This is a genomic window from Streptomyces sp. NPDC057445 (genome assembly GCF_042802855.1).
In the GTDB taxonomy this organism is placed as follows: Bacteria; Actinomycetota; Actinomycetes; order Streptomycetales; family Streptomycetaceae; genus Streptomyces.
Genome location: NZ_JBHVDH010000014.1, coordinates 14,238 through 36,429, shown reverse-complemented (window position 1 = coordinate 36,429; position 22,192 = coordinate 14,238). Strand labels below are relative to the sequence as shown.

The 22,192-nt window shown below is 71.5% G+C and carries 14 protein-coding genes; 9 read left to right on the top strand and 5 right to left on the bottom strand.

Annotated features, from left to right (window positions below; all coding sequences use genetic code 11):
* Nucleotides 1-1,146 (top strand): aminopeptidase P family protein, encoded by a 1,146-nt coding sequence (locus ACFU5O_RS25500; RefSeq protein ID WP_384244130.1) that lies wholly within the window; start codon nucleotides 1-3, stop codon nucleotides 1,144-1,146.
* Nucleotides 1,147-1,215: 69 nt separating this feature from the next.
* Here ACFU5O_RS25500 and treZ read toward each other — a convergent pair whose 3' ends face one another.
* A complete protein-coding gene (treZ, locus tag ACFU5O_RS25495; protein WP_384244129.1) occupies nucleotides 1,216-2,964 on the bottom strand; it encodes a malto-oligosyltrehalose trehalohydrolase in 1,749 nt (582 codons plus the stop codon).
* A 113-nt stretch (nucleotides 2,965-3,077) separates the two neighbouring features.
* Between treZ and ACFU5O_RS25490 the strand changes: the two genes are divergently transcribed.
* Nucleotides 3,078-4,454, top strand: a complete 1,377-nt coding sequence (locus ACFU5O_RS25490) for a GH1 family beta-glucosidase (RefSeq protein ID WP_384244128.1) — start codon at nucleotides 3,078-3,080, stop codon at nucleotides 4,452-4,454.
* Here ACFU5O_RS25490 and ACFU5O_RS25485 read toward each other — a convergent pair.
* Entirely contained in the window at nucleotides 4,443-5,672 is a 1,230-nt protein-coding gene (locus ACFU5O_RS25485; protein ID WP_384244127.1) for an MFS transporter, read from the bottom strand. The two genes, ACFU5O_RS25490 and ACFU5O_RS25485, sit on opposite strands and share 12 nt — an antisense overlap.
* A 107-nt stretch (nucleotides 5,673-5,779) precedes the next feature.
* Nucleotides 5,780-6,661 carry a GNAT family N-acetyltransferase gene (locus ACFU5O_RS25480; RefSeq protein ID WP_384244126.1) on the bottom strand — a complete coding sequence of 294 codons (882 nt, stop codon included), beginning with the start codon at nucleotides 6,659-6,661 and terminating at the stop codon, nucleotides 5,780-5,782.
* A 283-nt stretch (nucleotides 6,662-6,944) separates the two neighbouring features.
* Between ACFU5O_RS25480 and ACFU5O_RS25475 the strand changes: the two genes are divergently transcribed.
* The 7 genes from ACFU5O_RS25475 (at nucleotide 6,945) to ACFU5O_RS25445 (ending at nucleotide 17,233) form a co-directional block, all read left to right on the top strand.
* A complete protein-coding gene (locus tag ACFU5O_RS25475) occupies nucleotides 6,945-7,493 on the top strand; it encodes a DUF1707 and FHA domain-containing protein (RefSeq protein ID WP_384244125.1) in 549 nt (182 codons plus the stop codon).
* Nucleotides 7,494-8,195: 702 nt separating this feature from the next.
* Entirely contained in the window at nucleotides 8,196-9,089 is an 894-nt protein-coding gene (locus ACFU5O_RS25470) for a universal stress protein (protein WP_384244124.1), read from the top strand.
* Between the two features lie 175 nt (nucleotides 9,090-9,264).
* A complete protein-coding gene (gene tkt / locus ACFU5O_RS25465) occupies nucleotides 9,265-11,328 on the top strand; it encodes a transketolase (RefSeq protein WP_384244123.1) in 2,064 nt (687 codons plus the stop codon).
* Nucleotides 11,329-11,419: 91 nt separating this feature from the next.
* Nucleotides 11,420-12,451 carry a phosphogluconate dehydrogenase (NAD(+)-dependent, decarboxylating) gene (gene gnd, locus ACFU5O_RS25460; RefSeq protein WP_384244122.1) on the top strand — a complete coding sequence of 344 codons (1,032 nt, stop codon included), beginning with the start codon at nucleotides 11,420-11,422 and terminating at the stop codon, nucleotides 12,449-12,451.
* 3 nt (nucleotides 12,452-12,454) lie between these two features.
* Nucleotides 12,455-13,915: a glucose-6-phosphate dehydrogenase gene (gene zwf / locus ACFU5O_RS25455; RefSeq protein WP_384244121.1), complete on the top strand. Its 1,461-nt coding sequence runs from the start codon at nucleotides 12,455-12,457 to the stop codon at nucleotides 13,913-13,915.
* Between the two features lie 169 nt (nucleotides 13,916-14,084).
* Nucleotides 14,085-14,828: an HAD family hydrolase gene (locus ACFU5O_RS25450; protein ID WP_384244119.1), complete on the top strand. Its 744-nt coding sequence runs from the start codon at nucleotides 14,085-14,087 to the stop codon at nucleotides 14,826-14,828.
* Nucleotides 14,825-17,233, top strand: a complete 2,409-nt coding sequence (locus ACFU5O_RS25445) for a glycoside hydrolase family 65 protein (RefSeq protein WP_384244118.1) — start codon at nucleotides 14,825-14,827, stop codon at nucleotides 17,231-17,233. Before ACFU5O_RS25450 ends, ACFU5O_RS25445 begins: the two co-directional genes overlap by 4 nt.
* Before the next feature lie 287 nt (nucleotides 17,234-17,520).
* Here the strand turns inward: ACFU5O_RS25445 and treY are convergent, their stop codons facing one another.
* Nucleotides 17,521-19,842 carry a malto-oligosyltrehalose synthase gene (treY, locus tag ACFU5O_RS25440; RefSeq protein WP_384244117.1) on the bottom strand — a complete coding sequence of 774 codons (2,322 nt, stop codon included), beginning with the start codon at nucleotides 19,840-19,842 and terminating at the stop codon, nucleotides 17,521-17,523.
* A 116-nt stretch (nucleotides 19,843-19,958) separates the two neighbouring features.
* Entirely contained in the window at nucleotides 19,959-22,079 is a 2,121-nt protein-coding gene (gene glgX / locus ACFU5O_RS25435) for a glycogen debranching protein GlgX (protein ID WP_384244115.1), read from the bottom strand.
* Between the last annotated feature and the right edge of the window lie 113 nt (nucleotides 22,080-22,192).

Here is a 22,192-nt window from a genome sequence, read left to right as displayed (position 1 = left end):
ATGCCCACCACGAACACGCCGTCCTCGAACGTGCCGCCGGCGCCCTTCACCGCCGGCGACTACCGTGCCCGTATGGCACGCGCCGCCCGCTCCGCCGCCGATGCCGGCCTCGCGGGCCTCCTCGTGGCTCCCGGCCCCGATCTGGTGCACCTCACCGGCCACCGGCCCGTGACCACGGAACGGCTCACCCTCCTCGTCCTCGCCGACGGCCGCGACCCGGTGCTCGTCGTGCCCACCCTCGAGGCGCCCGACGCCGGGCACGCGCCCGGAGCGCCCGCGCTCACCCTCCGCGACTGGACCGACGGCACGGACCCCTACACGGTGGCCGCGGACCTGCTCGACCGCACGGGCCGCTACGGCGTCAGCGACAACGCCTGGGCCATGCATCTGCTCGGTCTGCAGAAGCAATTGCCGGACACTTCCTATGTGGCACTCACCGAGGCGCTGCCCATGCTGCGCGCTGTCAAGGACGCATCCGAGCTGGCGAGGCTCGAGGCTGCGGGAGCGGCGGCCGACGAGGCGTACGGCGAGATCCTCAAGGTCCGCTTCTCCGGCCGCAAGGAGAGCGAGATCGCGGCCGACCTCGCGCACCTGCTCCTGAGCTTCGGCCACTCCCAGGTGGACTTCACGGTCGTCGGCTCGGGACCGAACGGCGCCGATCCGCACCACGAGGCGGGGGAGCGCACCATCGGGCGGGGCGACATGGTCGTGCTCGACTTCGGTGGCCTCAAGCACGGATACGGCTCCGACACCACCCGCACGGTCCACGTGGGTGAGCCGACGGCGGAGGAGCAGCACGTCCACGATGTCGTGCGCGCCGCCCAGCAGGCCGGGTTCGACGCCGTACGTCCCGGCGCCGCCTGCCAGGACGTCGACCGGGCGGCGCGCGCGGTCGTCGCGTCCGCCGGATACGGCGAGTACTTCATCCACCGCACCGGACACGGCATCGGTGTCACCACGCACGAGCCGCCGTACATGATCGAGGGCGAGGAACGGCCGCTGGTGCCGGGCATGTGCTTCTCGATCGAGCCGGGCATCTATCTCCCGGGCCGGTTCGGTGTCCGCATCGAGGACATCGTCACCGTCACGGAGACCGGTGGCCGTCGCTTCAACAACACGCCGCGCGAGATGGCGATCGTCGAATAGGCCGTGACGGCGTGACGGCACGAGGGCGCCGCGGGGCGGCAGGCCACGTGTCGGCGGGCATCACGCCCGTCACCCGTCCGCGAGCACCACGCAGGACTCGCCAGGCAGCTCCAGTACCCCGTCCGCCCCGGGTGCCCGCACCGCGTCCCACGCCGCGAGCACCCGGCCGCCGCCGCCCAGCGGGATCGCGGCGGCGTCCTCCGCCAGGTTGACCACCACCCGGATGTCGCCGCGCCGGAAGACGAACCAGCGCGCCTCCTCGTCGTACGCGACACGCACCGCGGCGAGGTCCGGGTCGGAGAGGTCCGGCTCGGTGCGGCGCAGGGCGATGAGCCGGCGGTGCCAGGCCAGCAGCCGGGCATGGGGCTCGCGTTCGCGCTCCGACCGGTCCAGGCAGGAGCGCTCCCGGGTGGCCGGGTCCTGCGGGTCTGGGATGTCCTTCGCCGCCCAGCCGTATCCGGCGAACTCCCGCCGCCGGCCCTGCCTGACGGCCTCCGCGAGGTCGGGATCGGTGTGGTCGGTGAAGAACTGCCACGGCGTACGGGCGCCCCACTCCTCGCCCATGAACAGCATCGGGGTGAAGGGCCCCGTCAGCACCAGCGCCGCCGCGCACGCCAGCAGGCCGGGGGAGAGCAGTGCCGAGAGGCGGTCGCCGAGGGCGCGGTTGCCGATCTGGTCATGGGTCTGGGCGTAGCCGACGAAACGGTGCGCCGGTGTGCGCGCGAGATCGACCGGTCGCCCATGGGTGCGGCCGCGGAACGTCGAGTACGTACCGTCGTGGAAGAAGACATGGCCCAGCGTCTTCGCGAGCGCGGCGAGCGGGGCGCGCCCGAAGTCCCCGTAATAGCCCTGTGATTCGCCGGTCAGGGTGGTGTGCAGGGCATGGTGGAAGTCGTCGTTCCACTGCGCGTGCAGCCCGAGACCGCCCTCCTCGCGCGGGCGGGTCGTCCGCGGATCGCACAGGTCCGACTCGGCGATCAGGAACAGCGGACGGCGTACGTCCGCCGCGAAGTCGTCCACCGCTGCCGACAGTTCCTCGAGGAACGTCAGCGCGCGGCTGTCGGCGAGTGCGTGGACCGCGTCCAGGCGCAGACCGTCCATGCGGTAGTCGCGGAGCCAGGCCAGCGCGCTGCCCACCAGATACGCGCGCACCTCGTCCGAGCCGGGCGCGTCGAGGTTGACCGCGGAGCCCCAGGGCGTGTGATGGGTGTCGGTGAAGTACGGGCCGAAGACGGGGAGGTGGTTGCCCGAAGGACCCAGATGGTTGTGGACGACATCAAGGATCACACCGAGACCGAGCGAGTGTGCCGTGTCGACAAATCGCTTGAGCGCCCCGGGGCCTCCGTACGGCTCGTGCACGGCCCACGGCGAGACCCCCTCGTACCCCCACCCATGGGTCCCGGGGAACGGACACACGGGCAGCAGTTCCACATGGGTGATGCCCAGCTCCACCAGCTCGCCCAGTCGCCCGGCGGCGGCGTCCAGCGTGCCCTCGGGCGTGTACGTGCCGACGTGCAGCTCGTACAGGACCGCGCCCGCGAGCCCCCGCCCCTGCCAGTCGTCGGTACGCCAGACATGGGTGTCCGGCGCGACCACCGCGCTCGGGCCGTCCGGGCCCTCCGGCTGACGGCGTGAGCGCGGATCGGGCAGCAGCGGACCGCCGTCCAGCAGAAAGCCGTAGCGAGTACCGTCCCGCGCCGGAGCCTCGGCCGTCCACCACCCCTGCCGCGCGGCGTCGCGCTCCATCGCGTGCTGCTCACCCTCCAGCCACAGCGCGACCCGGTCCTCGGCGTTCGGCGCCCACACCTCGAACAGCACTGGCGATTCCCCTGTCGTGTCGGTCCGTTCGGTCCGTATCGGTGGCACTCCCACCCATCCTGGCAAGTCCGGGGTCTGGAGGCGGGCTACTCGCCGGTACTAGGGTCCCGGCCATGACACCGCCCCCCGTACCCTCACCGACGCAGCTGCCCACCTTCCCGCCGGACTTCCTGTGGGGAGCGTCCGCGTCCGCCTTCCAGACCGAAGGCGCCGCGGACACCGACGGCAAGGGGCCCTCCGGCTGGGACGCCTTCGCGGCGCAGCCCGGGCGTATCAAGGACGGCGCGGACGCCGCCCGCGGCACCGGTTTCCACGAGCGCTTCCCCGAGGACGTGGCCCTGCTCGCCGGGCTCGGCGCCGGAGCCTTCCGCTTCTCCATCAGCTGGCCCCGGGTGGTCCCGGGCGGCAGCGGCCCCGTCAACTCCGTGGGACTCGGCTTCTACGACCGCCTCGTCGACGAACTCTGCGCCCACGGCATCACGCCCGCCCCGACCCTCTACCACTGGGACACCCCCCTGCCCCTCGAGGAGCAGGGCGGCTGGCTCAACCGCGACACCGCCGCGCGCTTCGCCGAGTACGCCGCCGTCGTCGCCGGACGCCTCGCCGACCGCGTACCCATGTGGATCACCATCAACGAACCGGCCGAAGTCACCATGCTCGGCTACGCGCTCGGCGAGCACGCCCCCGGAAAGCAGCTCCTCTTCGACGCCCTGCCCGCGGCCCACCACCAGCTGCTCGCCCACGGTCTCGCCGTCCAGGCCCTGCGTGCCGCGGGGGCCGGCAACATCGGCCTGGCGGTCTCCCACTCGCCCGTCCGCACGGCAGGCGACACCGAAGAGGACCGTGCGGGCGCCGAGATCTACGACACCCTCACCAACTGGCTGTTCGCCGACCCGCTGCTCACCGGCAGCTATCCCGAAGGCTTCGACGGCCTCATGCCGGGGCCGGTCACCGACGACCTCTCGGTGATCTCCCAGCCCCTCGACTGGTACGGCGTCAACTACTACAGCCCCATGCTCGTCGGCGCGCCGGCGCCTGACGCCCTGCAGTCGTACGCCGGGCTCGGCATGCCCGCCGGACTTCCCTTCGGCCTCAGGGACATCGAGGGAGCCGAACGTACCCACTTCGGCTGGCCCGTCGTCCCCGACGGCCTGCGCGAAGTCCTCGTCACGCTCAAGGAGCGTTACGGCGACCGTCTCCCGCCCGTGCACATCACGGAGAACGGATGCTCGTACGACGGCGTCGACGACACCCGCCGCATCGCGTACCTGGACGGCCATCTGCGCGCCCTGCACCGCGCGGTCGAGTCGGGGGTCGACGTACGCGGCTACTTCGTCTGGTCGCTGACCGACAACATCGAGTGGGTCGAAGGGGCATCGCAGCGTTTCGGCCTGGTCCATGTCGACTACGAGACGATGCAGCGCACTCCGAAGGCGTCGTACGCCTGGTACCGGGAGTTCATCCGCGCGCAGCGGACCTCAGGGCACTGACCTGATCCGCCACACCAGGATCCCGCCGAGGACCGTCACGAGCGTGGACGTCAGATACAGCCCGGCGTACCCGCCCGCGTAGGCCACGATCGGCGCGGCGAGGGCCGGACCGAGGACCTGGGGCGCCGAGTTGGCGATGTTGATGACTCCCAGGTCCTTGGCCCGGTCGCCGGCGCTCGGCAGCACCTGGGTGATCAGTGCCTGGTCCACCGCCAGGTACGCCCCGAAGCCGAGGCCCATCAGCAGCGCCGCGCCCATCGCCACCGGCCAGGTGTGCCAGAAGGCCAGCAGCAGCGCCGCGGCGGCCATCACCACCGAACTCACGGAGACCAGCGCCCTGCGCCGTCCCCAGCGGTCCGAAACCACCCCGCCGGCGACCGCCGTCACGACGACACCCGCGGTGTAGAGCAACGTCAGGATCAGTACGCCCTCGTCCGGATTCGCGTAGTGCACCGCGTCCTTGAGGAAGTACAGCAGATAGAGCGTGCCGGTGGCATTGCCGAGCATCACCAGGAACCGCGTCAGCCACGCCCAGCCGAAGTCCGGATGCGCGCGCGGGCTCACCCAGAAGTCCGCGACGCGCACCGGCGCCCGCCGTGCCTCGCGAGGCACTTGAGGGTCGCGGGTGAGGACGACGAACGGCAGTGCGCACAGCACCACCAGGGCCGCCAGCAGCAGATATCCGGCCGCCGTGTCCGTCGCGACCGTCGTCACGAGCAGCGCGCCGACCACCAGTCCCAGGGTCTGCGGTATCCCGATCCAGCCGGAGACGGCGGCCCGCTGCCGCACCGGCACCTGATCGGGGACGACGGCGTTGGCCCCGGCGAGCATCGCGTTGAGCCCGAGCTGCGCCAGACCCCAGCCCAGGGCCACCCCGATGACCGTGGTCTGCGCCGATGTCACCGCGAGCCCGGCCGCGCCGGCCAGCGCCCCGCCGAGGATCCAGGGGTGACGGCGGCCGAAACGGCCGCCGGTCCGGTCCGACAGGGCGCCCGCCAGCGGATTGGCGAAGACGGCGACGAGCGCACCGAGGCCGGTGGTCAGGCCGAGCGACATCTCCTTGCCCGACGGATCGATGGCTTCCATCTGTTCGGCGAGCAGAATCTGAATAGGTGTCAGAAATGCCATGAACAGACCGAGTTCGACCAGCACGAGCCCGGATGTCCAGCCGCCGCCGACGCGCGTCCGCGGCTCGGAGTCCAGCTTTTCGGTTGTCATGGGCCGCTCGCCATCGGCTCGGTGGTGCGGGCTCGGAGGTGCCCGGAGCCTACGGACACCTCCGAGCCCTGATCAAGAGTCCGGACCACACCGGGTGGGTCCGCGATTCACACGAGGTGGATACGCTCCTGCACCACCGGATGACCGGCCTTCGTGAAGTTCGCCGCCATCGGGAAGTTGCCCTGGTCGGTGGCGCCCGCGATGAACTCCGCGCCCTGTCCCGCCAGGAAGTGCGTGCACTCGGCGAGCAGGTCGTACGCGTAGCCGCGGCCGCGCTGCTCGGGCACGACACCGATGAAGCCGACGCACGGGCCGGACGGGTTGTGCGCCGGGATGTGCATCCCGGCGAGCTCGCCCTCTGCCGTGTACGCCAGCTGCCACCACTCGCGCGGTGACGGGCACCAGTGGAAGAAGTCCAGTTCCTCCCGCGCGGCCTGGTCGAGTCCGCCCTCGGCGACGGCGCGCAGCGCGTGCGCGTCCAGCGTGACCGAGTGGATACGGCGCAGCACGTCCAGGACGACGGCGTCGTCGGGCTCCGGCCGGAACTCCAGCCGCCCGGGCCGTTCCGGCAGTCCGCACTCCTGGGTCCAGCGGTACTGGAAGCGCTCCACGAGCACCTCCATCCCGGCCGCACGCGCGGCACTCAGGCGTGACTCACCGGCGGCCCGGAACACCGGGTCGTCGCGCCAGCCGGGAGGCAGGATCAGCTCGTACCCGACCTGGAACGGCGAGGTGCGCAGCAGTTCGGCGCCGGCCTCCTCCTCGCCGTCGGCCACGTCGAACCAGTTGAGATTGACGGGGGCCGCGTCGCCGGGCCCGCCCCACCAGGCCGCCCGTGCGACGACCTTGCCGTCGCGCAGGGCGACCCGCTTCCAGTCGGCGCGGTGTGTGGTGCGGGCGAGTGCGCTGCCCACGCCGAGCGGGTCGGGCAGGGCGTCGAAGAGATGTGCGTCGCTCGAGGAGAGCGCGCGGATGACCAGTTCGGTCATGAGGAAGTCCTCCGGGAAGATACGTCTGCGATGTGCTCCCGGTCAGACGGCGAACGCCGGATGGACGGGGCGGGAGCGCGGGAATCGTGCGGTCTGCACTGCACTCGCCTCCTTCCGTCGGTCACGGGCGTCGTGATCACGCTAGACGGCACCCGGCGGAGCCGTCCAGCCCCTTTTCGGCCTCCGTTCGCCGAAGTCGGCCGACGGACACCGGCACCGGTTCTTCGTGATCTTCACCGGTCCTTCTGGACACCTCGGGGCACTCGGCCCGACAATCGCGAATGTGACGTCCTCCTTCGAGTTCCAGACGTATCCCGCGCGGCTCTCCGACGCCGAGCGGGATCGTGCCCTGGGACTGCTCAGAGAGGGCGCCGTCCAGGGCAGGCTGTCGCACGACACGTTCGTACGGCGCATGGAACTCGCCCTGTCCGCACGCAGGCCCGACGAACTGCGGGCCCTGACCGCCGACCTGCGGGCCGAAGGGCGGCTGTCGAAGAAGCTGTTCGGCGTGGTCGGCAGGATCTCGGCGTTCTCCGTGCGGCTCAGCCGTGCCTGGCAGGCCGAGAAGCTGCCTCCGCTGCTGCTGCCCGAGCCCGGTCCGTACCCTCTGCGCATCGGACGGGACCCGGCCAACGGGCTGCGGCTCAGCCATGAGACGGTCTCGCGGGTGCACGCCGAACTCACCCTGCGCGGCGGGCTGTGGGTGCTGCGCGACCTCGGCTCCACGAACGGCACCACGGTCAACGGCCGCCGGGTGACGGGCGCGGTCGTGGTCCAGGCGGGCGACATGGTCGGCTTCGGCCGGATGAGCTTCCGGCTCGACGCACGCTGAGTTCCCGTGCCCCCGGTGGTGGGGACAGCCCCCGTCGGCTCACGGGGAACAGCGGATCGCCCGATCCTGCCCGCGGCGACGGCCCTGCCGGGCGAACGCGTCCCGCGGCCGGTGCGGCCCGCGGCACCCTCCCCGCGCTCACCCCTGCTGGTGCAGTGCCCGGCCGGCCAGGGACAGGGAAAGCCTCGCCGACCGCCTCCGACCGCCTCCGACCGCCTCCGACCGCCTCCGGCGGCGTCGGGTGAGCGCGGACGCGCCGTGCCCCATCGGACGGCCCGGCGTCCCGACCTGACGATCGCCCGGCTCTGGCGTTCGTCTCCGAGACGTTCGGACCGACCGGACGGACGCCGAGGACCTGCCCGCGGCCTCCAGGGCGACGACCTTCACGATTCCGCCCTGGCCGTGCACATGCACCGTCGCCCTGACCGGCGTGGCCGAGGAGTTCGGCGGGCTGCTGAGGGAGTCATGGCCGCGCGGGACGCCCGACCCGGCCGCGGCCATGGCGGGCGTACCCCGGCCGTGTCCGGGACGCGCCGCCGGTGCCCGGCGGGTGCGGACAGGGGGATTCACTGTCCGTCACGCCCTGAATCGCGCCCTCTGTGGCCAATGGGTAGATTTCTTGATCAGGTGCCCTCTTGCGCGGTTGCCCGCGACCCCCTCGTGACGGCTTCTCCGCCAAGAGCCCGAGGCAAGGAGAGCAGCATGTCCCGACCCATCGCTGTGGGAGTGGACGGCTCCGACGAGAGCCTGGCGGCTTTGGACTGGGCCGTGGACGAAGCCGCGGCGCGCGGGACCGGCCTGCGGCTGGTGAACGCCTCGCAGTGGCAGGAACACCAGCTCGCTGCCGTGAAGCCGACGCGTGACACACGGACCGGCCGGGAGCAGAGCCTGCTGGGTGCGACGGAGCAGCGCGTCCGCGCGCGCCGGCCGGACGTCGAAACGACGCTGGAGGAGGTCGAGGACGCCCCTGCCAGGGTGCTGGTGGCCGCGGCCTCCGACGCGGAGCTGCTGGTCATGGGGTCACACGGGCTCGGCGGTGTCGGGGGCTTCCTCGTCGGCTCGGTGGGGCAGGAGGTCGTGGGGGCGGCGAAGCACCCGGTGGTGCTGGTGCGGCCGGGCTACGGCGAGGACGCGGCCGGCGCGGGTGCGGGCGGCGCTCCGGGCGGTGAGGGCCGGCGCAAGGTGGTCCTCGGTCTGGACGTACGCGATGTGCAGGACGAGCTGCTCGAGTTCGCGTTCGACTTCGCGGCACGGCACTCCGCCCCGTTGCACATCGTGCACAGCTGGCGCTTCCCGGCCGTCCACCACCACACGGCGGCCTCCGGCGGCGGTGAGGCCGACCGGGGGACGGAGGCGGAGAAGGAGTCGGCGCTCTCGGAAGCGGTGCGCCCCTACCGGGACAGGTTTCCCGGGGTGAAGGTGTCGGAGGAGGCCGCCCCCGGACGGGCGGGCAGCCACCTGGTCGAGGCCGCGTCGGACGCGGGACTCGTGGTCGTCGGCAGGCGCCGGTCGGCGTCGGGCGCGCACATCGGGTCGGTCACCCACGCCGTGATCCACCACGCGCCGTGCCCCGTGGCCGTCGTGCCGCACACCTGACGCCTTTCACCCCCGGCGGGTGAGGCAGCGCGCCCGGTGTGCCGGGCACGCTGCGAGCAGGATCGCGGAGCCACGGAACCTACGGAGCGCCGGGCTGCGGGTCGCCGGTACGCACCGTCCGCCTGGAGCGACGCCCACCGGCCCGGCCCGGCCCGACGAGATCGGGGAATTGCTCATGACCGACCTGGACACACTGGCGGTGAACACCATCCGCGGGCTGTGCATGGACGCCGTCCAGAAGGCCCAGTCCGGCCACCCGGGCACGCCCATGGGGATCGCACCCGTCGCGTACACGCTCTGGCAGCGGTTCCTGCGGTTCGATCCCCAGGACCCGATCTGGCCCAACCGCGACCGCTTCGTCCTCTCCGAGGGACACGCCTCGACGCTGCTGTGGTCGCTGCTGCATCTGACCGGGGTCCGTGCCGTCGACCCGGACTACGAGATCCTGGGACGCCCGGCGGTGACGCTCGACGACCTGAAGTCGTTCCGCCAGCTCGGCTCCCGCTGCCCAGGCCACCCCGAGTACCGCTGGACGAGCGGTGTCGAGGCCACGACCGGGCCGCTGGGCCAGGGGGTGGCCAACTCCGTCGGAATGGCGATGGCGGGCAGATGGCTCGCCGCACGGTACAACCAGGACGGCTTCCCGCTCTTCGACTTCGACGTGTACGCGCTCGCCGGGGACGGCTGCATGATGGAGGGCGTCGCCTCCGAGGCCGCCTCGCTCGCCGGACACCACCAGCTGTCCCGCCTGTGCTGGATCTACGACTCCAACCGCGTCACGATCGAGGGCCACACCAGCATCACCTTCACCGAGGACGTCGCCGCGCGTTTCCTCGCGTACGGCTGGAACGTGACCACCGTCGCGGATGCCAACGACCTCGACGCCATCACGCGCGCGTTCCACACCTTCCGGACCGAGAGCGAGCGCCCGACCCTGATCCTGGTGCACAGCCACATCGGCTACGGATCCCCCGTCGAGGACTCGCCCAAGGCCCACGGGTCGCCGCTCGGCGAGGACGGTGTGCGGGCGGCCAAGCGCTTCCTCGGCATACCCGAGGACCAGGAGTTCTGGATTCCCGAAGGCATCCACGAGTGGTTCGACCAAGGCATCGGTGCCCGGGGCGCAGGGCTGCGCACGGCCTGGGAGAAGCGGTTCGACGCCTACCGTGCGGCCTGGCCCGAACTCGCCGACGAGCTGGAGCGCATGCAGCGCCGTGAACTCCCCGACGACTGGGACAGCAAGCTCCCCGACTTCCCTCCCGACCCCAAGGGACTGGCCACCAGGGACTCCTCGGGCCAGGTGCTGAACGCCCTCGCGCAGAGCGTGCCCTGGGTCATCGGCGGCTCCGCAGACCTCGCGCCGTCGACCAAGACCCGGCTCACGTTCCCCGGCGCGGGTGACTTCCAGCCCTACAGCCCGTCCGGACGCAACCTCCACCTCGGCGTCCGGGAGCACGCCTCGGCAGCTGTCGTCAACGGCATGGCCCTGACCAAACTGCGGCCGTACTGGTCGGGCTTCCTCATCTTCTCCGACTACGCCAAGGCCGCCATCCGGCTGTCCGCGCTGATGGAGATCCCGTCCGTCCACGTCTTCACCCACGACTCCATCGGGGTCGGCGAGGACGGACCCACCCACCAGCCCGTCGAACAGCTCGCAGGCCTGCGCGCGATGCCGGGACTGCTCGTCTTCCGGCCCGGCGACGCGGGAGAGGTCGTGGAGACCTGGCGGGTGGTCGGCGCTCTGCGCCACGAGCCCGCGGCACTGGTCCTCTCCCGCCAGGCCCTGCCCACACTCGACCGGTCACAGCTCGCCCCTGCGTCGGGTGTCGCCCTCGGCGCCTATGTCCTGGCCGACGCGCCCTCCGGCGAGCCGCAGGTGATCCTGCTCGCCACCGGATCCGAGGTGTCCCTGGCGCTGGCCGCACGTGACGAACTCGACGCGGAGGGCATCGGGGCCCGGGTGGTCAGCATGCCGTGCTGGGAACTGTTCGACCGTCAGCCGCGGGAGTACCGCGACCAGGTCCTCCCGCCCGCCGTGACCGCGCGGGTCGGCATCGAGCAGGCGTCGACCTTCGGCTGGGACCGGTACGTGGGCGACCACGGGACTGTCGTCGGCATGCACACCTATGGCGCGTCGGCGCCCCTGAAGCAGCTGCTCACGAAGTTCGGATTCACCTCGCAGCGCGTGGCCGAGGTCGCACGGGAGCTGGTGCGGTCGCGGCAGGGGGCGAGGACATGACGGCACCGCCCGAAAGCCGGAGCCCGGCCACGGCTCATCCGTCAACGCAGTCATCCGTCACCACCGCGCTCTGAAGAACGGGAAGTCGGCCATGACCACTGACACACCCATGCAGCTCGGCATGATCGGGCTCGGCCGGATGGGCGCCAATCTCGTGCGCCGGCTGATGCGTGACGGCCATCGCTGTGTCGTCTACGACCTCGACCGTGAGGCCGTACAGGAGCTGGAGAAGGAGGGGGCGACCGCGGCCTCCTCCCTCCACGACCTGGTCGACAAGCTGGAGAAGCCCAGAAACGTCTGGCTGATGCTCCCCGCCGGCGTGGTGCAGCCGACACTGGACCAGCTGGCCGCCCTGCTCGACGCCGGTGACACCGTCGTCGACGGCGGCAACTCGTACTACCGGGACGACATCACCCGGGCGAAGCAGCTCGCTCCGCGGGGGATCCACTACGTCGACTGCGGGACCTCGGGCGGTGTCTGGGGCCTGGAGCGGGGCTACTGCCTGATGATCGGCGGCGAGGAAGAGGCGGTGGCCCGGCTGGACCCCGTCTTCCGCACCATCGCCCCGGGCACCGGGGACGCGGAACCCACCCCCGGCAGGACCCGGACCGACGGGACCGCACCCCAGGGCTATCTGCACTGCGGCCCGAGCGGCTCCGGCCACTTCGTGAAGATGGTCCACAACGGGGTCGAGTACGGGATGATGGCCGCCATCTCCGAGGGGCTCGGCATCATCAAGCACGCGGACGCGGGCCTGCGTTCGCGCTCCGTCGACGCCGAGACCGCCCCGCTGCGGGAACCCGAGGCCTACCAGTACGAGATCGACGTGGCCGAGGTCGCGGAGGTGTGGCGCCGCGGCTCCGTCGTCGGCTCCTGGCTGGTCGACCTCGTGGCCGACGCGCTGGCCCGCTCGCCCGAACTCGACGATTTCGCCGGCCGGGTCTCCGACTCCGGAGAGGGCCGGTGGACGGTGGTCGCGGCCGTGGAGGAGAGCGTGCCCGCGCCCGTCATCAGCGCCGCGCTCAACGAGCGGTACGAATCGCGCGGGCTGGGCGAGTTCAGGGACAAGGTGCTGTCCGCGATGCGCGGCGAATTCGGCGGTCACGCCGAGAAGGCGCGGTGAACCATGACCAGCGGCCCCGGGTCAGGAAGCAGTGGTCCGGTCCCCGAGGACCACGTCATCGTGCTGTTCGGTGCGACCGGTGACCTCGCCCGGCGCAAGCTCCTGCCGGGACTCTTCCATCTCGCCAAGGCCGGGCTGCTGCCGGCCCGCTACCGGATCGTCGGCTCGGCGCCGTCCCAGGCCGCGCTCAGCGACGACGACTTCCGCAAACGGGCCCGGGAGGCGGTCGCCGAATTCGGCAGATCGAAGCCGGAAGGCCCGGAGTGGCAGGAGTTCGAGGACGCGCTGACGTTCGGCGCGGCCGACCCCGACGACCCCGAGCCGCTCCTTTCTGCCGTACGGAAGGCAGAGCAGGCCGTCGGTGGCAGACCCCGCCGGCTGTTCCACCTCGCCGTTCCGCCCAAGGCCTTCGCCTCCGTGATCGAGATGCTGGGCGCGACCGGTCTCGCCGAGAACGCCCGCGTCATCGTGGAGAAGCCCTTCGGCACGGATCTCCCCTCGGCCCGGGCCCTCAATGCGACGATCCACTCCGTCTTCGACGAGTCCCGGATCTTCCGCATCGACCACTTCCTCGGCAAGGAGTCCGTCGACAACATCCTCGCCCTCCGGTTCGCCAACGGTTTCTTCGAGCCCGTCTGGAACCGCGACCACATCAGCCATGTGCAGATCGACGTGCCGGAGAAGATCGGGATCGAGGGCCGTGCCCAGTTCTTCGAAGGCACCGGCACCTTCCGGGACATGATCGTCACTCACCTCTTCCAGCTCATGGGGTTCATGGCGATGGAGCCCCCGGCCGTACTCACGGCGAAGTCGCTGCGGGACGAGAAGGGAAAGGTCTTCGAGTCCATGCGTCCCCTGGACCCGGCGCAGGTCGTCCGTGGCCAGTACGAGGGGTATCGCGACGAGCCGGGCGTCGATCCCCGGTCGGACACCGAGACGTTCATCGCGCTGCGCGTCGAACTGGACAACTGGCGGTGGGCCGGTGTGCCCTTCTTCCTGCGCTCGGGCAAGTCGCTCGGAGAGGGACGGCACGTCGTGACGCTCGGATTCCGGGAACCGGCCCTGCGCATGTTCCCGCTGCCCGTGCAGGGCGGCTCGGAAGGGATCCGGAACAACGAGCTGGTGATCGATTTCGCCGACCCCGGCCGGATCGCCGCCCGCTTCCTGGTGAAGGAGCCCGGCCCTGCCATGCGTCTGGAGGAGGCCGGGATGGTCTTCGACTACGGCGACTCCTTCAACTCGATGTACGCGCTCGAGGGATACGAACGCCTCATCCTGGACGCGATGCTGGGCGACCAGTCCCTGTTCACCCGCTCCGACGGGATCGAGCGTCTGTGGGAGGCATCCGCCCCGCTGCTGGCGGACCCGCCGCCGGTCGAGCCGTACACCCCGGGCTCCTGGGGCCCCGAGTCGATCGACCGGCTCATCGCTCCGTACCGCTGGAGTCTGCCCGACCGCCGCTGACCCGCAACCGGTGCGGTCCGTCCGCGCCGTGCCCGCCGGGCCGTGCCCCGGTGCCGCGGCGCGGCTGCTCCGGATGGCACACCTGGCGTCATCCCCACGGGCTACGCGTGGCGCGGCGGCCGGCAACTGCCGCCCCCGGGGGACGTCGCGCCCTTCTAGCCTCGACGGCATGCTGGGTCTTCCGGATCATGTACGCACCTGCCTGTTCGACCTCGACGGCGTCCTCACCCGCACCGCGAAGGTGCATGCGGCCGCGTGGAAGGAGATGTTCGACTCCTATCTGCGCGGGCGTGCCGAGCGCGAGGGCGTGCCCTTCGTGCCGTTCGACGCCGTGCGCGACTACGACGAGTACGTGGACGGCCGCCCCCGCGAGGACGGGGTCCGCACCTTCCTCGCCGCGCGGGACATCCGGCTGCCCGACGGCTCGCCCGACGACGGGCCGGACGCGGAGACGGTCCAGGGCCTCGGCACCCGCAAGAACGACCTGGTGCTCCGCAAGATCCGGGAGGAGGGCGTGGAGGCGTACGAGGGATCGGTGGCCTATGTGCGTGCCGCCAGGGACGCGGGTCTGCGGCGCGCCGTCGTCTCGTCGAGCGCCAACTGCCGTGATGTGCTGGCTGCTGCCGGGATCGAGGACCTCTTCGAGGAACGCATCGACGGAATCGTCACCCATGAGCAGAAGCTGAGGGGCAAGCCCGCGCCGGACACCTATCTGGCCGCGGCCCGTGCCCTGGGGGCCGAGCCGGGTGCAGCGGCGGTGTTCGAGGACGCCCTGGCCGGGGTGGAGGCGGGCCGGGCAGGCGGATTCGGCATCGTCGTGGGCGTCGACAGGACCGGGCAGGCCGCGGAGCTGCGCCGGCACGGCGCCGACGTCGTCGTGAAGGACCTCGCCGAACTGCTGGAGTCACGATGATCACCCATCCCAGCTATGTGGTCGAGCCGTGGTGTCTGCGCGAGACCGAGCTGAACCTCGACGTCCTCGCCCAGAGCGAGTCGGTGTTCGCGTTGGCCAACGGCCATATCGGGTGGCGGGGCAACGTCGACGAGGGCGAACCGCACGGGCTGCCCGGCTCGTACCTCAACGGCGTCCACGAACTCCATCCGCTGCCGTACGCGGAGGCGGGCTACGGCTATCCGGAGTCCGGCCAGACGATGATCAACGTCACCGACGGGAAGATCATCCGGCTGTTGGTGGACGACCACCCCTACGACCTCCGGTACGGCGAACTGACGGCACACGAGCGGGTGCTGGACTTCCGTACGGGAGTCCTGCGCCGGACCGCGGAGTGGATCTCCCCGGCCGGCCGCACCGTGCGCATCACCTCGAGCCGGCTGGTGTCGTTCACCCAGCGGGCCATCGCCGCGATCGCGTACGAGGTCGAGCCGCTGGACGGAGAGGCCACCGTGGCCGTCCAGTCCGAACTGGTCGCGAACGAGCAGATGCCGTACGACGTGGGCGACCCGCGGGTGGCGGCGGCGATCGACTCCCCGCTGGAGCCGGAGGAGGACTTCGCCCAGGACACGCGGCTGCGCCTGGTGCACTGCACCAGGAGGAGCGGCCAGCGGGTCGCGGCGGCGGCCGACCACATCGTCGAGGGCCCAGAAGGCACGTCGTGGACGGCCGAGAGCGAGCCGGATGTCAGCAGGCTCACGGTCACCGCCGCCCTGGCCCCCGGGGAGCGGCTCCGGCTGGTGAAGTTCGTGGGGTACGGATGGTCCGCAGAGCGGTCGCTGCCTGCCGTCCACGACCAGGTCGAAGCCGCGGTCGCCGCCGCCCGCAGCACCGGCTGGGAGGGGCTGCTCGCCGAGCAGCGCGCCTATCTGGACCACTTCTGGTCCTGCGCGGACGTCGAGGTCGAGGGTGACGCGGAGATCCAGCAGGCCGTACGGTTCGCCCTCTTCCATGTGCTCCAGGCGGCGGCGAGGGGCGAGCAGCGTGCGATCCCCGCCAAGGGCCTGACGGGAACGGGCTACGACGGGCACTCCTTCTGGGACGTCGAGTCCTTCGTCCTCCCGGTGCTCACCTTCACCGCCCCCCGGTCCGTCGCGGCGGTCCTGCGCTGGCGGCATGCCACGCTGCCCGCGGCGAGGGACCGCGCCCATCAACTGGGGCTGTCCGGAGCGGCGTTCCCGTGGCGGACGATCAGCGGCGCGGAGTGCTCGGCCTACTGGCCGGCGGGCACGGCGGCCTTCCATGTCAACGCCGACATCGCCGACGCCGTGGTGCGCTACGTGGCAGCCACCGGGGACGAGGTCTTCGAGCAGGGACCGGGGCTGGAACTGCTGGTGCACACCGCGCGGCTGTGGCACTCGCTCGGCCACCACGACCCGGAGGGCACCTTCCACATCGACGGCGTCACGGGCCCCGACGAGTACAGCGCCATCGCCCGCGACAACCTGTACACGAACCTGATGGCGCGGCGGAACCTCGAGGCCGCCGCGGAGGCCGCGTCCCGCTACGCCGAACGGGCGGAGGAACTGGGCGTCGACGACGAGGAGACCGCCGCCTGGCGGGACGCCGCGGCCCGGATCGCCGTGCCGTACAACGAGGCGCTCGGCGTGCACGAGCAGTCGGCCGGGTTCACCGGCTTCCAGCACTGGGACTTCGACGCCACCTCACCGGATCAGTACCCGCTGCTGCTGCACTTCCCCTACTTCGACCTCTACCGCAAGCAGGTCGTGAAACAGGCCGACATGGTCCTCGCCATGCTGACCTGCCCGCAGGCGTTCACGGCCGAGGAGAAGTCCCGCAACTTCGCCTACTACGAGCCGCTGACCGTGCGGGACTCCTCGCTCTCGGCGTGCTGCCAGGCCGTCATGGCCGCCGAGACCGGCCACCTGCGGCTGGCCTGGGCCTATCTGGGCGAGGCGGCACTGATGGATCTGGACAACCTGGAGCACAACACCCGCGACGGGCTGCACATCGCGTCCCTCGCGGGCACCTGGATGGCCCTGGTGCTCGGGTTCGGCGGAATGCGCCACCACGACGGCGAGGGCGGCCCGGGCGGTGCGGGCGGCCGGCTCGGGTTCGCCCCCCGGCTGCCCGAGCATCTCTCCGGGCTGAAGTTCACCATCCTGGTGCGGGGACGCCGGCTTCGGGTGGACATCCGCGCGTCCGCGGCCCGCTACACCCTGGTGGAGGGGGACCCGCTGGAGATCCTCCACCACGGCGAGCCGCTCACCGTCTCGATGTCCGCACCGGTGCAGCGCCACCTGCCGGCCGTACCCGTACAGCCCGAACCACAGCAGCCCAAGGGCCGTTTGCCCGCCGACCGGGCCGGTGGCGGGGCGGCGGTCGCCGGGCATCCGGCCGTCTGACCGCAGGCCCCCGCCGACCGGGCCGGTGCGGACCGCCTGCCGCGCGGCCACCGGGACGCCGCCCCGGGCCGAGGGCGGGTGTTCCGGATCCTGCCGGGCTCGCGTGCCCGGCACGCACAGCCGCATCGTTGCCGTCGGTCGCCGACTCCTCCCGTGGCCCTCCGGGCACGGGTGGCGCCCCGCGCGCCGACTTCTCCCCCTGCCTTCGGCGGGGGACGCCCACCTCCGCCCTGCATCCGCACGCGCCGGACCCCGCCCGCCGAACCGGTCTGGTCCGGCGGCACGCCCTACCCCGCCACCCGCTCCAGCAGAGCCACGGGACGGTCGGCGAACAGCTCCGCCAGGGACACCGGGCCGCCCTGGAACTCCCGCCCCGGGGCGAGCAGATCGGCCCACCGGCCGTCCGGCAGTGCCAGCGACGTCTCCCCCCAGCCGCCCTGCTCGTCCAGCCGCAGCGAGAGCCGGGTCACCGCCGTGACCACCTCGCCCGAACGGCAGAACGCCAGGCAGTGCCCCGCCGCCGGTCCCGACGCCTCCAGCGGGGCGTACGAGCCCGACTCGCCGAACACCCCGGGCCGCCGAAGGCGCAGCAGCAGCGCCACCCGTGTGAGAGCGGTCTTCTCGTCCGGCCGTCCCTCCCGGAACGGCTGACGGTTGTCAGGGTCGACCAGGGCGAGATACTCACCCTCGGTGCCCTGGTACAGGTCGGGCACCCCGGGCATCGTCAGATGCACCAGCGCCGCTCCGAGCAGGTTGGCCCTTACGTACTCGTCGAGTTCGCGGCCGAACAGCGCCAGCGTGTACATGGGCGGCCCCGCGGGCCCCGCTTCCACGAACTCGTCCACCGCCCGCTCGTACGCGGCGTCCGGTTCCGTCCAGCTGGTGTGCAGGCCCGCCTCCCTCACGGACTTGAGCAGCGCGGGCCCGATCCGTTCCGGCTGCGGGAATCCGAAGCCGAAGGCCGTCTGCCACGCCACCCACGCCAGATGGGGGTCCGGCGCCGACACCCACGCCGGCCCGGTCAGCACCCGCTCCCACCGCTCGGGGCACTGGGACAGCACCGCGATCCTGGCCCGGACGTCCGCGCTGCGTTTGGTGTCGTGCGTGGACAGCACGGTGCCCGTCGACGGCCAGTCCCGCGCGAGCCGCGCGCAGTACTCGTGGAACTCCTCAGGACTCACCGCCGGGCACCCGGGATCCCCGCCGACCTCGTTCGCCGAGAGCAGCGGCGCGTAGCGGTAGAACGCCGTGTCCTCGACGGACTTGGCCCGCAGCGCCGACGACGTCTGGGCGAAGCGGGCCCGGAAGGCCCGCTGCGCCGGGCCGTCGCCGAGTCGCTCGCCCCCGAGGCCGAGCGCCAGGTCCCGGATCACGTCGACCGCCTGCGCCTCCTCGGCCACGGCGAAGGCCGCCTTCGCGCGTTGCGCCGCGTCCTCGGTGAGGACCGTTTCGCCCCCGGTGCGGTACGGCCGGTAGACGGGTACCCGTACCAGCAGCTCCCGGATCGCCGTGCGCAGCGCCCAGGGCGCGTGATCGCGCAGCGCCGGACCGGCCGCGCACACCTGTTCGGCCAGGCGGGCCAGTGCCTCGGTCTCCGCGGCCAGTTCATGCGTCACCACCTTGTACGCGGCGCGCCGCACCGTCGCCCCCCAGTAGCCGCCCCGGTCCCCGCCGGGTGACGCGAAGTCGCGGTACGCGCGGAGCAGCTCCTCGGCGCCCACGGGGTCGGTGAAGAGCCCGTCGATCCGGTGCAGCGCGTCGTAGCCGGTCGTTCCGGCGACCGGCCAGGAGGGCGGCAGCCGCTCTTCCCGGCTGAGGATCTTCTCCACGACGGTCCAGCAGCCGCCGGTGGCCTCGCCCAGCCGGTGCAGGTACTCCTCGGGGTCGGCGAGGCCGTCGGGATGGTCGATCCGCAGCCCCTCGACGACTCCGTCGCGAACCAGCTCCAGGATCTTGGCATGGGTGGCCGCGAAGACCTCCGGGTCCTCCACCCGCACCCCGATCAGCTCCGAAATGGTGAAGAAACGGCGGTAGTTGAGCTCGGTACGGGCCAGTCGCCACCAGCCGAGGCGGTACCACTGGGCGTCCAGCAGCTCCGCCAGGGGCAGCTCCTCGGTGCCCTCGCGCAGCGGGAACGTGTGGTCGCCGTAGTGCAGGACCCGACCGTCCACCCGGAGCGCGCCGAGTTCGTCGCCCAGCCGTCCGCCCAGCACGGGCATCAGGACCTTGCCGCTGCCCGCGTCCCAGTCGATGTCGAACCAGTGCGCGTACGGCGACGCGGGGCCCTCCCTCAGCACCTCCCACAGCGCCTGGTTGTGGCGGGGCACGGCGGCCATGTGGTTGGGGACGATGTCGAGGACGAGCCCGAGCCCGTGCTGCCGCGCCGTTCGGGAGAGCGACCGCAGGCCTTCCTCCCCGCCGAGCTCGGCCCGGACACGCGCGTGGTCGACGATGTCGTAACCGTGCGCCGAACCCGGCACGGCCTCCAGTACCGGTGACAGATGCAGATGGGAGATCCCGAGGCCGGCGAGGTACGGCACCGCTGCCTCGGCGGCCCGGAACGGGAAGTCCGGCTGGAGCTGCAGCCGGTAGGTGGCGGTGGGCGTCATGCGAACGTACGTACCCGCATCGAGGGCATCTGTGTCATCGCGTCGTGCTCCGACAGGCAGCGGACGCTCCACGTTCACCTGATACGACGAACGCCCCGAACGATCGCACCCGGCCGCTACGCCGGCCTCCGCAGCACCACCAGGCTCCGCCCGATCATCGTCACCCGCTCTCCGGCCGCCACCTTGGGACCCTGGCCCGGCGGCACCCCGTCGGGCCGTGCCGTGTCCACCACCACCTGCCACTGCCTGCCGTGATTGACCGGCACGGAGAACTCCAGCTCCTCCGCGCTCGCGTTGAACATCATCAGGAACGAGTCGTCCGAGATCCGCTCGCCCCGCGGGCCCGGCTCCGAGATCGCGTGCCCGTTCAGAAAGGCTGTGAGGGCCTTGGCGTGGGCGGCCTGCCAGTCCCGCTGTGTCATCTCCTCGCCCTCCGGGGTGAACCAGGCGATGTCGGAGAGCTCGTCGTGCGTGCCCTCCACCGGCCGGCCGTGAAAGAAGCGCCTGCGCCGGAACACCTGGTGGTCGCGGCGCAGCCACACCATGGCCCTGGTGAAGGCCAGCAGCGAGCCCTGTTCCTCCTCTGTCGACGACGGCCAGTGCACCCAGGACAGCTCGTTGTCCTGGCAGTAGGCGTTGTTGTTGCCCTGCTGGGTGCGGCCGAACTCGTCGCCGTGGCTGAGCATCGGCACGCCCTGGGACAGCATCAGCGTCGCGATGAAGTTGCGCATCTGACGGCCCCTGAGCTCCACCACCTCGGGGTCGTCGGTGTCGCCCTCCGCCCCGCAGTTCCACGACCGGTTGTGGCTCTCGCCGTCCCGGTTGCCCTCCCCGTTGGCCTCGTTGCGCTTCTCGTTGTACGAGACCAGATCGCGCAGCGTGAACCCGTCGTGGCAGGTCACGAAGTTGACCGAGGCGAGCGGACGCCGTCCGTCGTCCTGGTACAGGTCCGAAGAGCCGGTCAGCCGGGAGGCGAACTCGGCGAGGGTACGCGGCTCGCCCCGCCACAGGTCCCGCACGGTGTCGCGGTACATGCCGTTCCACTCGGTCCACAGCGGGGGGAAGTTGCCGACCTGGTAGCCGCCCTCGCCGACGTCCCAGGGCTCGGCGATCAGCTTCACCTGGCTGACCACCGGGTCCTGCTGGACGAGATCGAAGAAGGACGACAGCCGGTCCACCTCGTGGAACTGGCGTGCCAGCGTCGCCGCGAGATCGAAGCGGAAGCCGTCGACGTGCATCTCCGTGACCCAGTAGCGCAACGAGTCCATGATCAGCTGGAGCACGTGCGGAGAGCGCATCAGCAGGGAATTGCCCGTGCCCGTGGTGTCCATGTAGTACCGGCGGTCCTCGGTCAGCCGGTAGTACGAGACATTGTCCAGGCCCCGGAAGGAAAGCGTGGGGCCCAGGTGGTTGCCCTCGGCGGTGTGGTTGTACACGACGTCGAGGATGACCTCGATGCCCGCCTGGTGCAGCGCCCGGACGGCGGACTTGAACTCCAGGACCTGCTGGCCGCGGTCGCCCCAGGAGGCGTAGCGGTTGTGCGGGGCGAAGAACCCGATCGTGTTGTAGCCCCAGTAGTTGTCGAGGCCCGCGTCCATCAGCCTGTGGTCGTTGACGAACTGGTGCACCGGCATCAACTCCAGCGCCGTCACACCCAGTTCGGTGAGATGGGAGATCACCGCGGGATGCGCGAGCCCCGCGTACGTCCCGCGCAGCTCCTCCGGGAGCGCCGGGTGCAGCATCGTCAGGCCCTTCACATGGGCCTCGTAGATGACGGTGCGGTGGTAGTCGGTCCGGGGCGGACGGTCGTCGCCCCAGTCGAAGTACGGATTGACCACGACCGAGGTCATGGTGTGCGGGGCGGAGTCGAGGTCGTTGCGCGAGTCCGGCCTGCCGAAGTGGTAGCCGTACACCGCCTCCCCCCACTCGATACGGCCGCTCATCGCCCGTGCGTAGGGATCGAGGAGCAGCTTCGCCGAGTTGCACCGGTGTCCGCGCTCCGGCGCGTACGGGCCGTGCACCCTGAATCCGTATCTCTGACCGGGCATCACACCCGGCAGATAGGCATGGCGGACGAAGGCGTCCGTCTCACGGAGCTCCACCGCCGTTTCCGAGCCGTCGTCGTGAAGCAGACACAGCTCGATTCTGTTCGCGGCCTCCGAATGCACCGCGAAGTTGGTGCCGGCGCCATCGTATGTGGCGCCGAGGGGATACGCCTGTCCCGGCCAGACCTGCATAGATAAGACTCTTCCACTTCTGATCCGGGTGCGGGGGACCACTTCGGCCAGATCCTGCCCGAAAGGAGGGCAACCTCCTAGGACTTACGACCGTCCTACCGGGTGACCACTGG

Excerpts from the sequence above, each read along its gene's own strand:
- ACFU5O_RS25500 (WP_384244130.1), top strand. The coding sequence starts at position 1 with ATGCCCACCACGAACACGCCGTCCTCGAACGTGCCGCCGGCGCCCTTC.
- ACFU5O_RS25490 (WP_384244128.1), top strand. The coding sequence starts at position 3,078 with ATGACACCGCCCCCCGTACCCTCACCGACGCAGCTGCCCACCTTCCCG.
- ACFU5O_RS25485 (WP_384244127.1), bottom strand. The coding sequence starts at position 5,672 with ATGACAACCGAAAAGCTGGACTCCGAGCCGCGGACGCGCGTCGGCGGC.
- ACFU5O_RS25480 (WP_384244126.1), bottom strand. The coding sequence starts at position 6,661 with ATGACCGAACTGGTCATCCGCGCGCTCTCCTCGAGCGACGCACATCTC.
- ACFU5O_RS25470 (WP_384244124.1), top strand. The coding sequence starts at position 8,196 with ATGTCCCGACCCATCGCTGTGGGAGTGGACGGCTCCGACGAGAGCCTG.
- tkt (WP_384244123.1), top strand. The coding sequence starts at position 9,265 with ATGACCGACCTGGACACACTGGCGGTGAACACCATCCGCGGGCTGTGC.
- gnd (WP_384244122.1), top strand. The coding sequence starts at position 11,420 with ATGACCACTGACACACCCATGCAGCTCGGCATGATCGGGCTCGGCCGG.
- zwf (WP_384244121.1), top strand. The coding sequence starts at position 12,455 with ATGACCAGCGGCCCCGGGTCAGGAAGCAGTGGTCCGGTCCCCGAGGAC.
- ACFU5O_RS25450 (WP_384244119.1), top strand. The coding sequence starts at position 14,085 with ATGCTGGGTCTTCCGGATCATGTACGCACCTGCCTGTTCGACCTCGAC.
- ACFU5O_RS25445 (WP_384244118.1), top strand. The coding sequence starts at position 14,825 with ATGATCACCCATCCCAGCTATGTGGTCGAGCCGTGGTGTCTGCGCGAG.
- treY (WP_384244117.1), bottom strand. The coding sequence starts at position 19,842 with ATGACGCCCACCGCCACCTACCGGCTGCAGCTCCAGCCGGACTTCCCG.
- glgX (WP_384244115.1), bottom strand. The coding sequence starts at position 22,079 with ATGCAGGTCTGGCCGGGACAGGCGTATCCCCTCGGCGCCACATACGAT.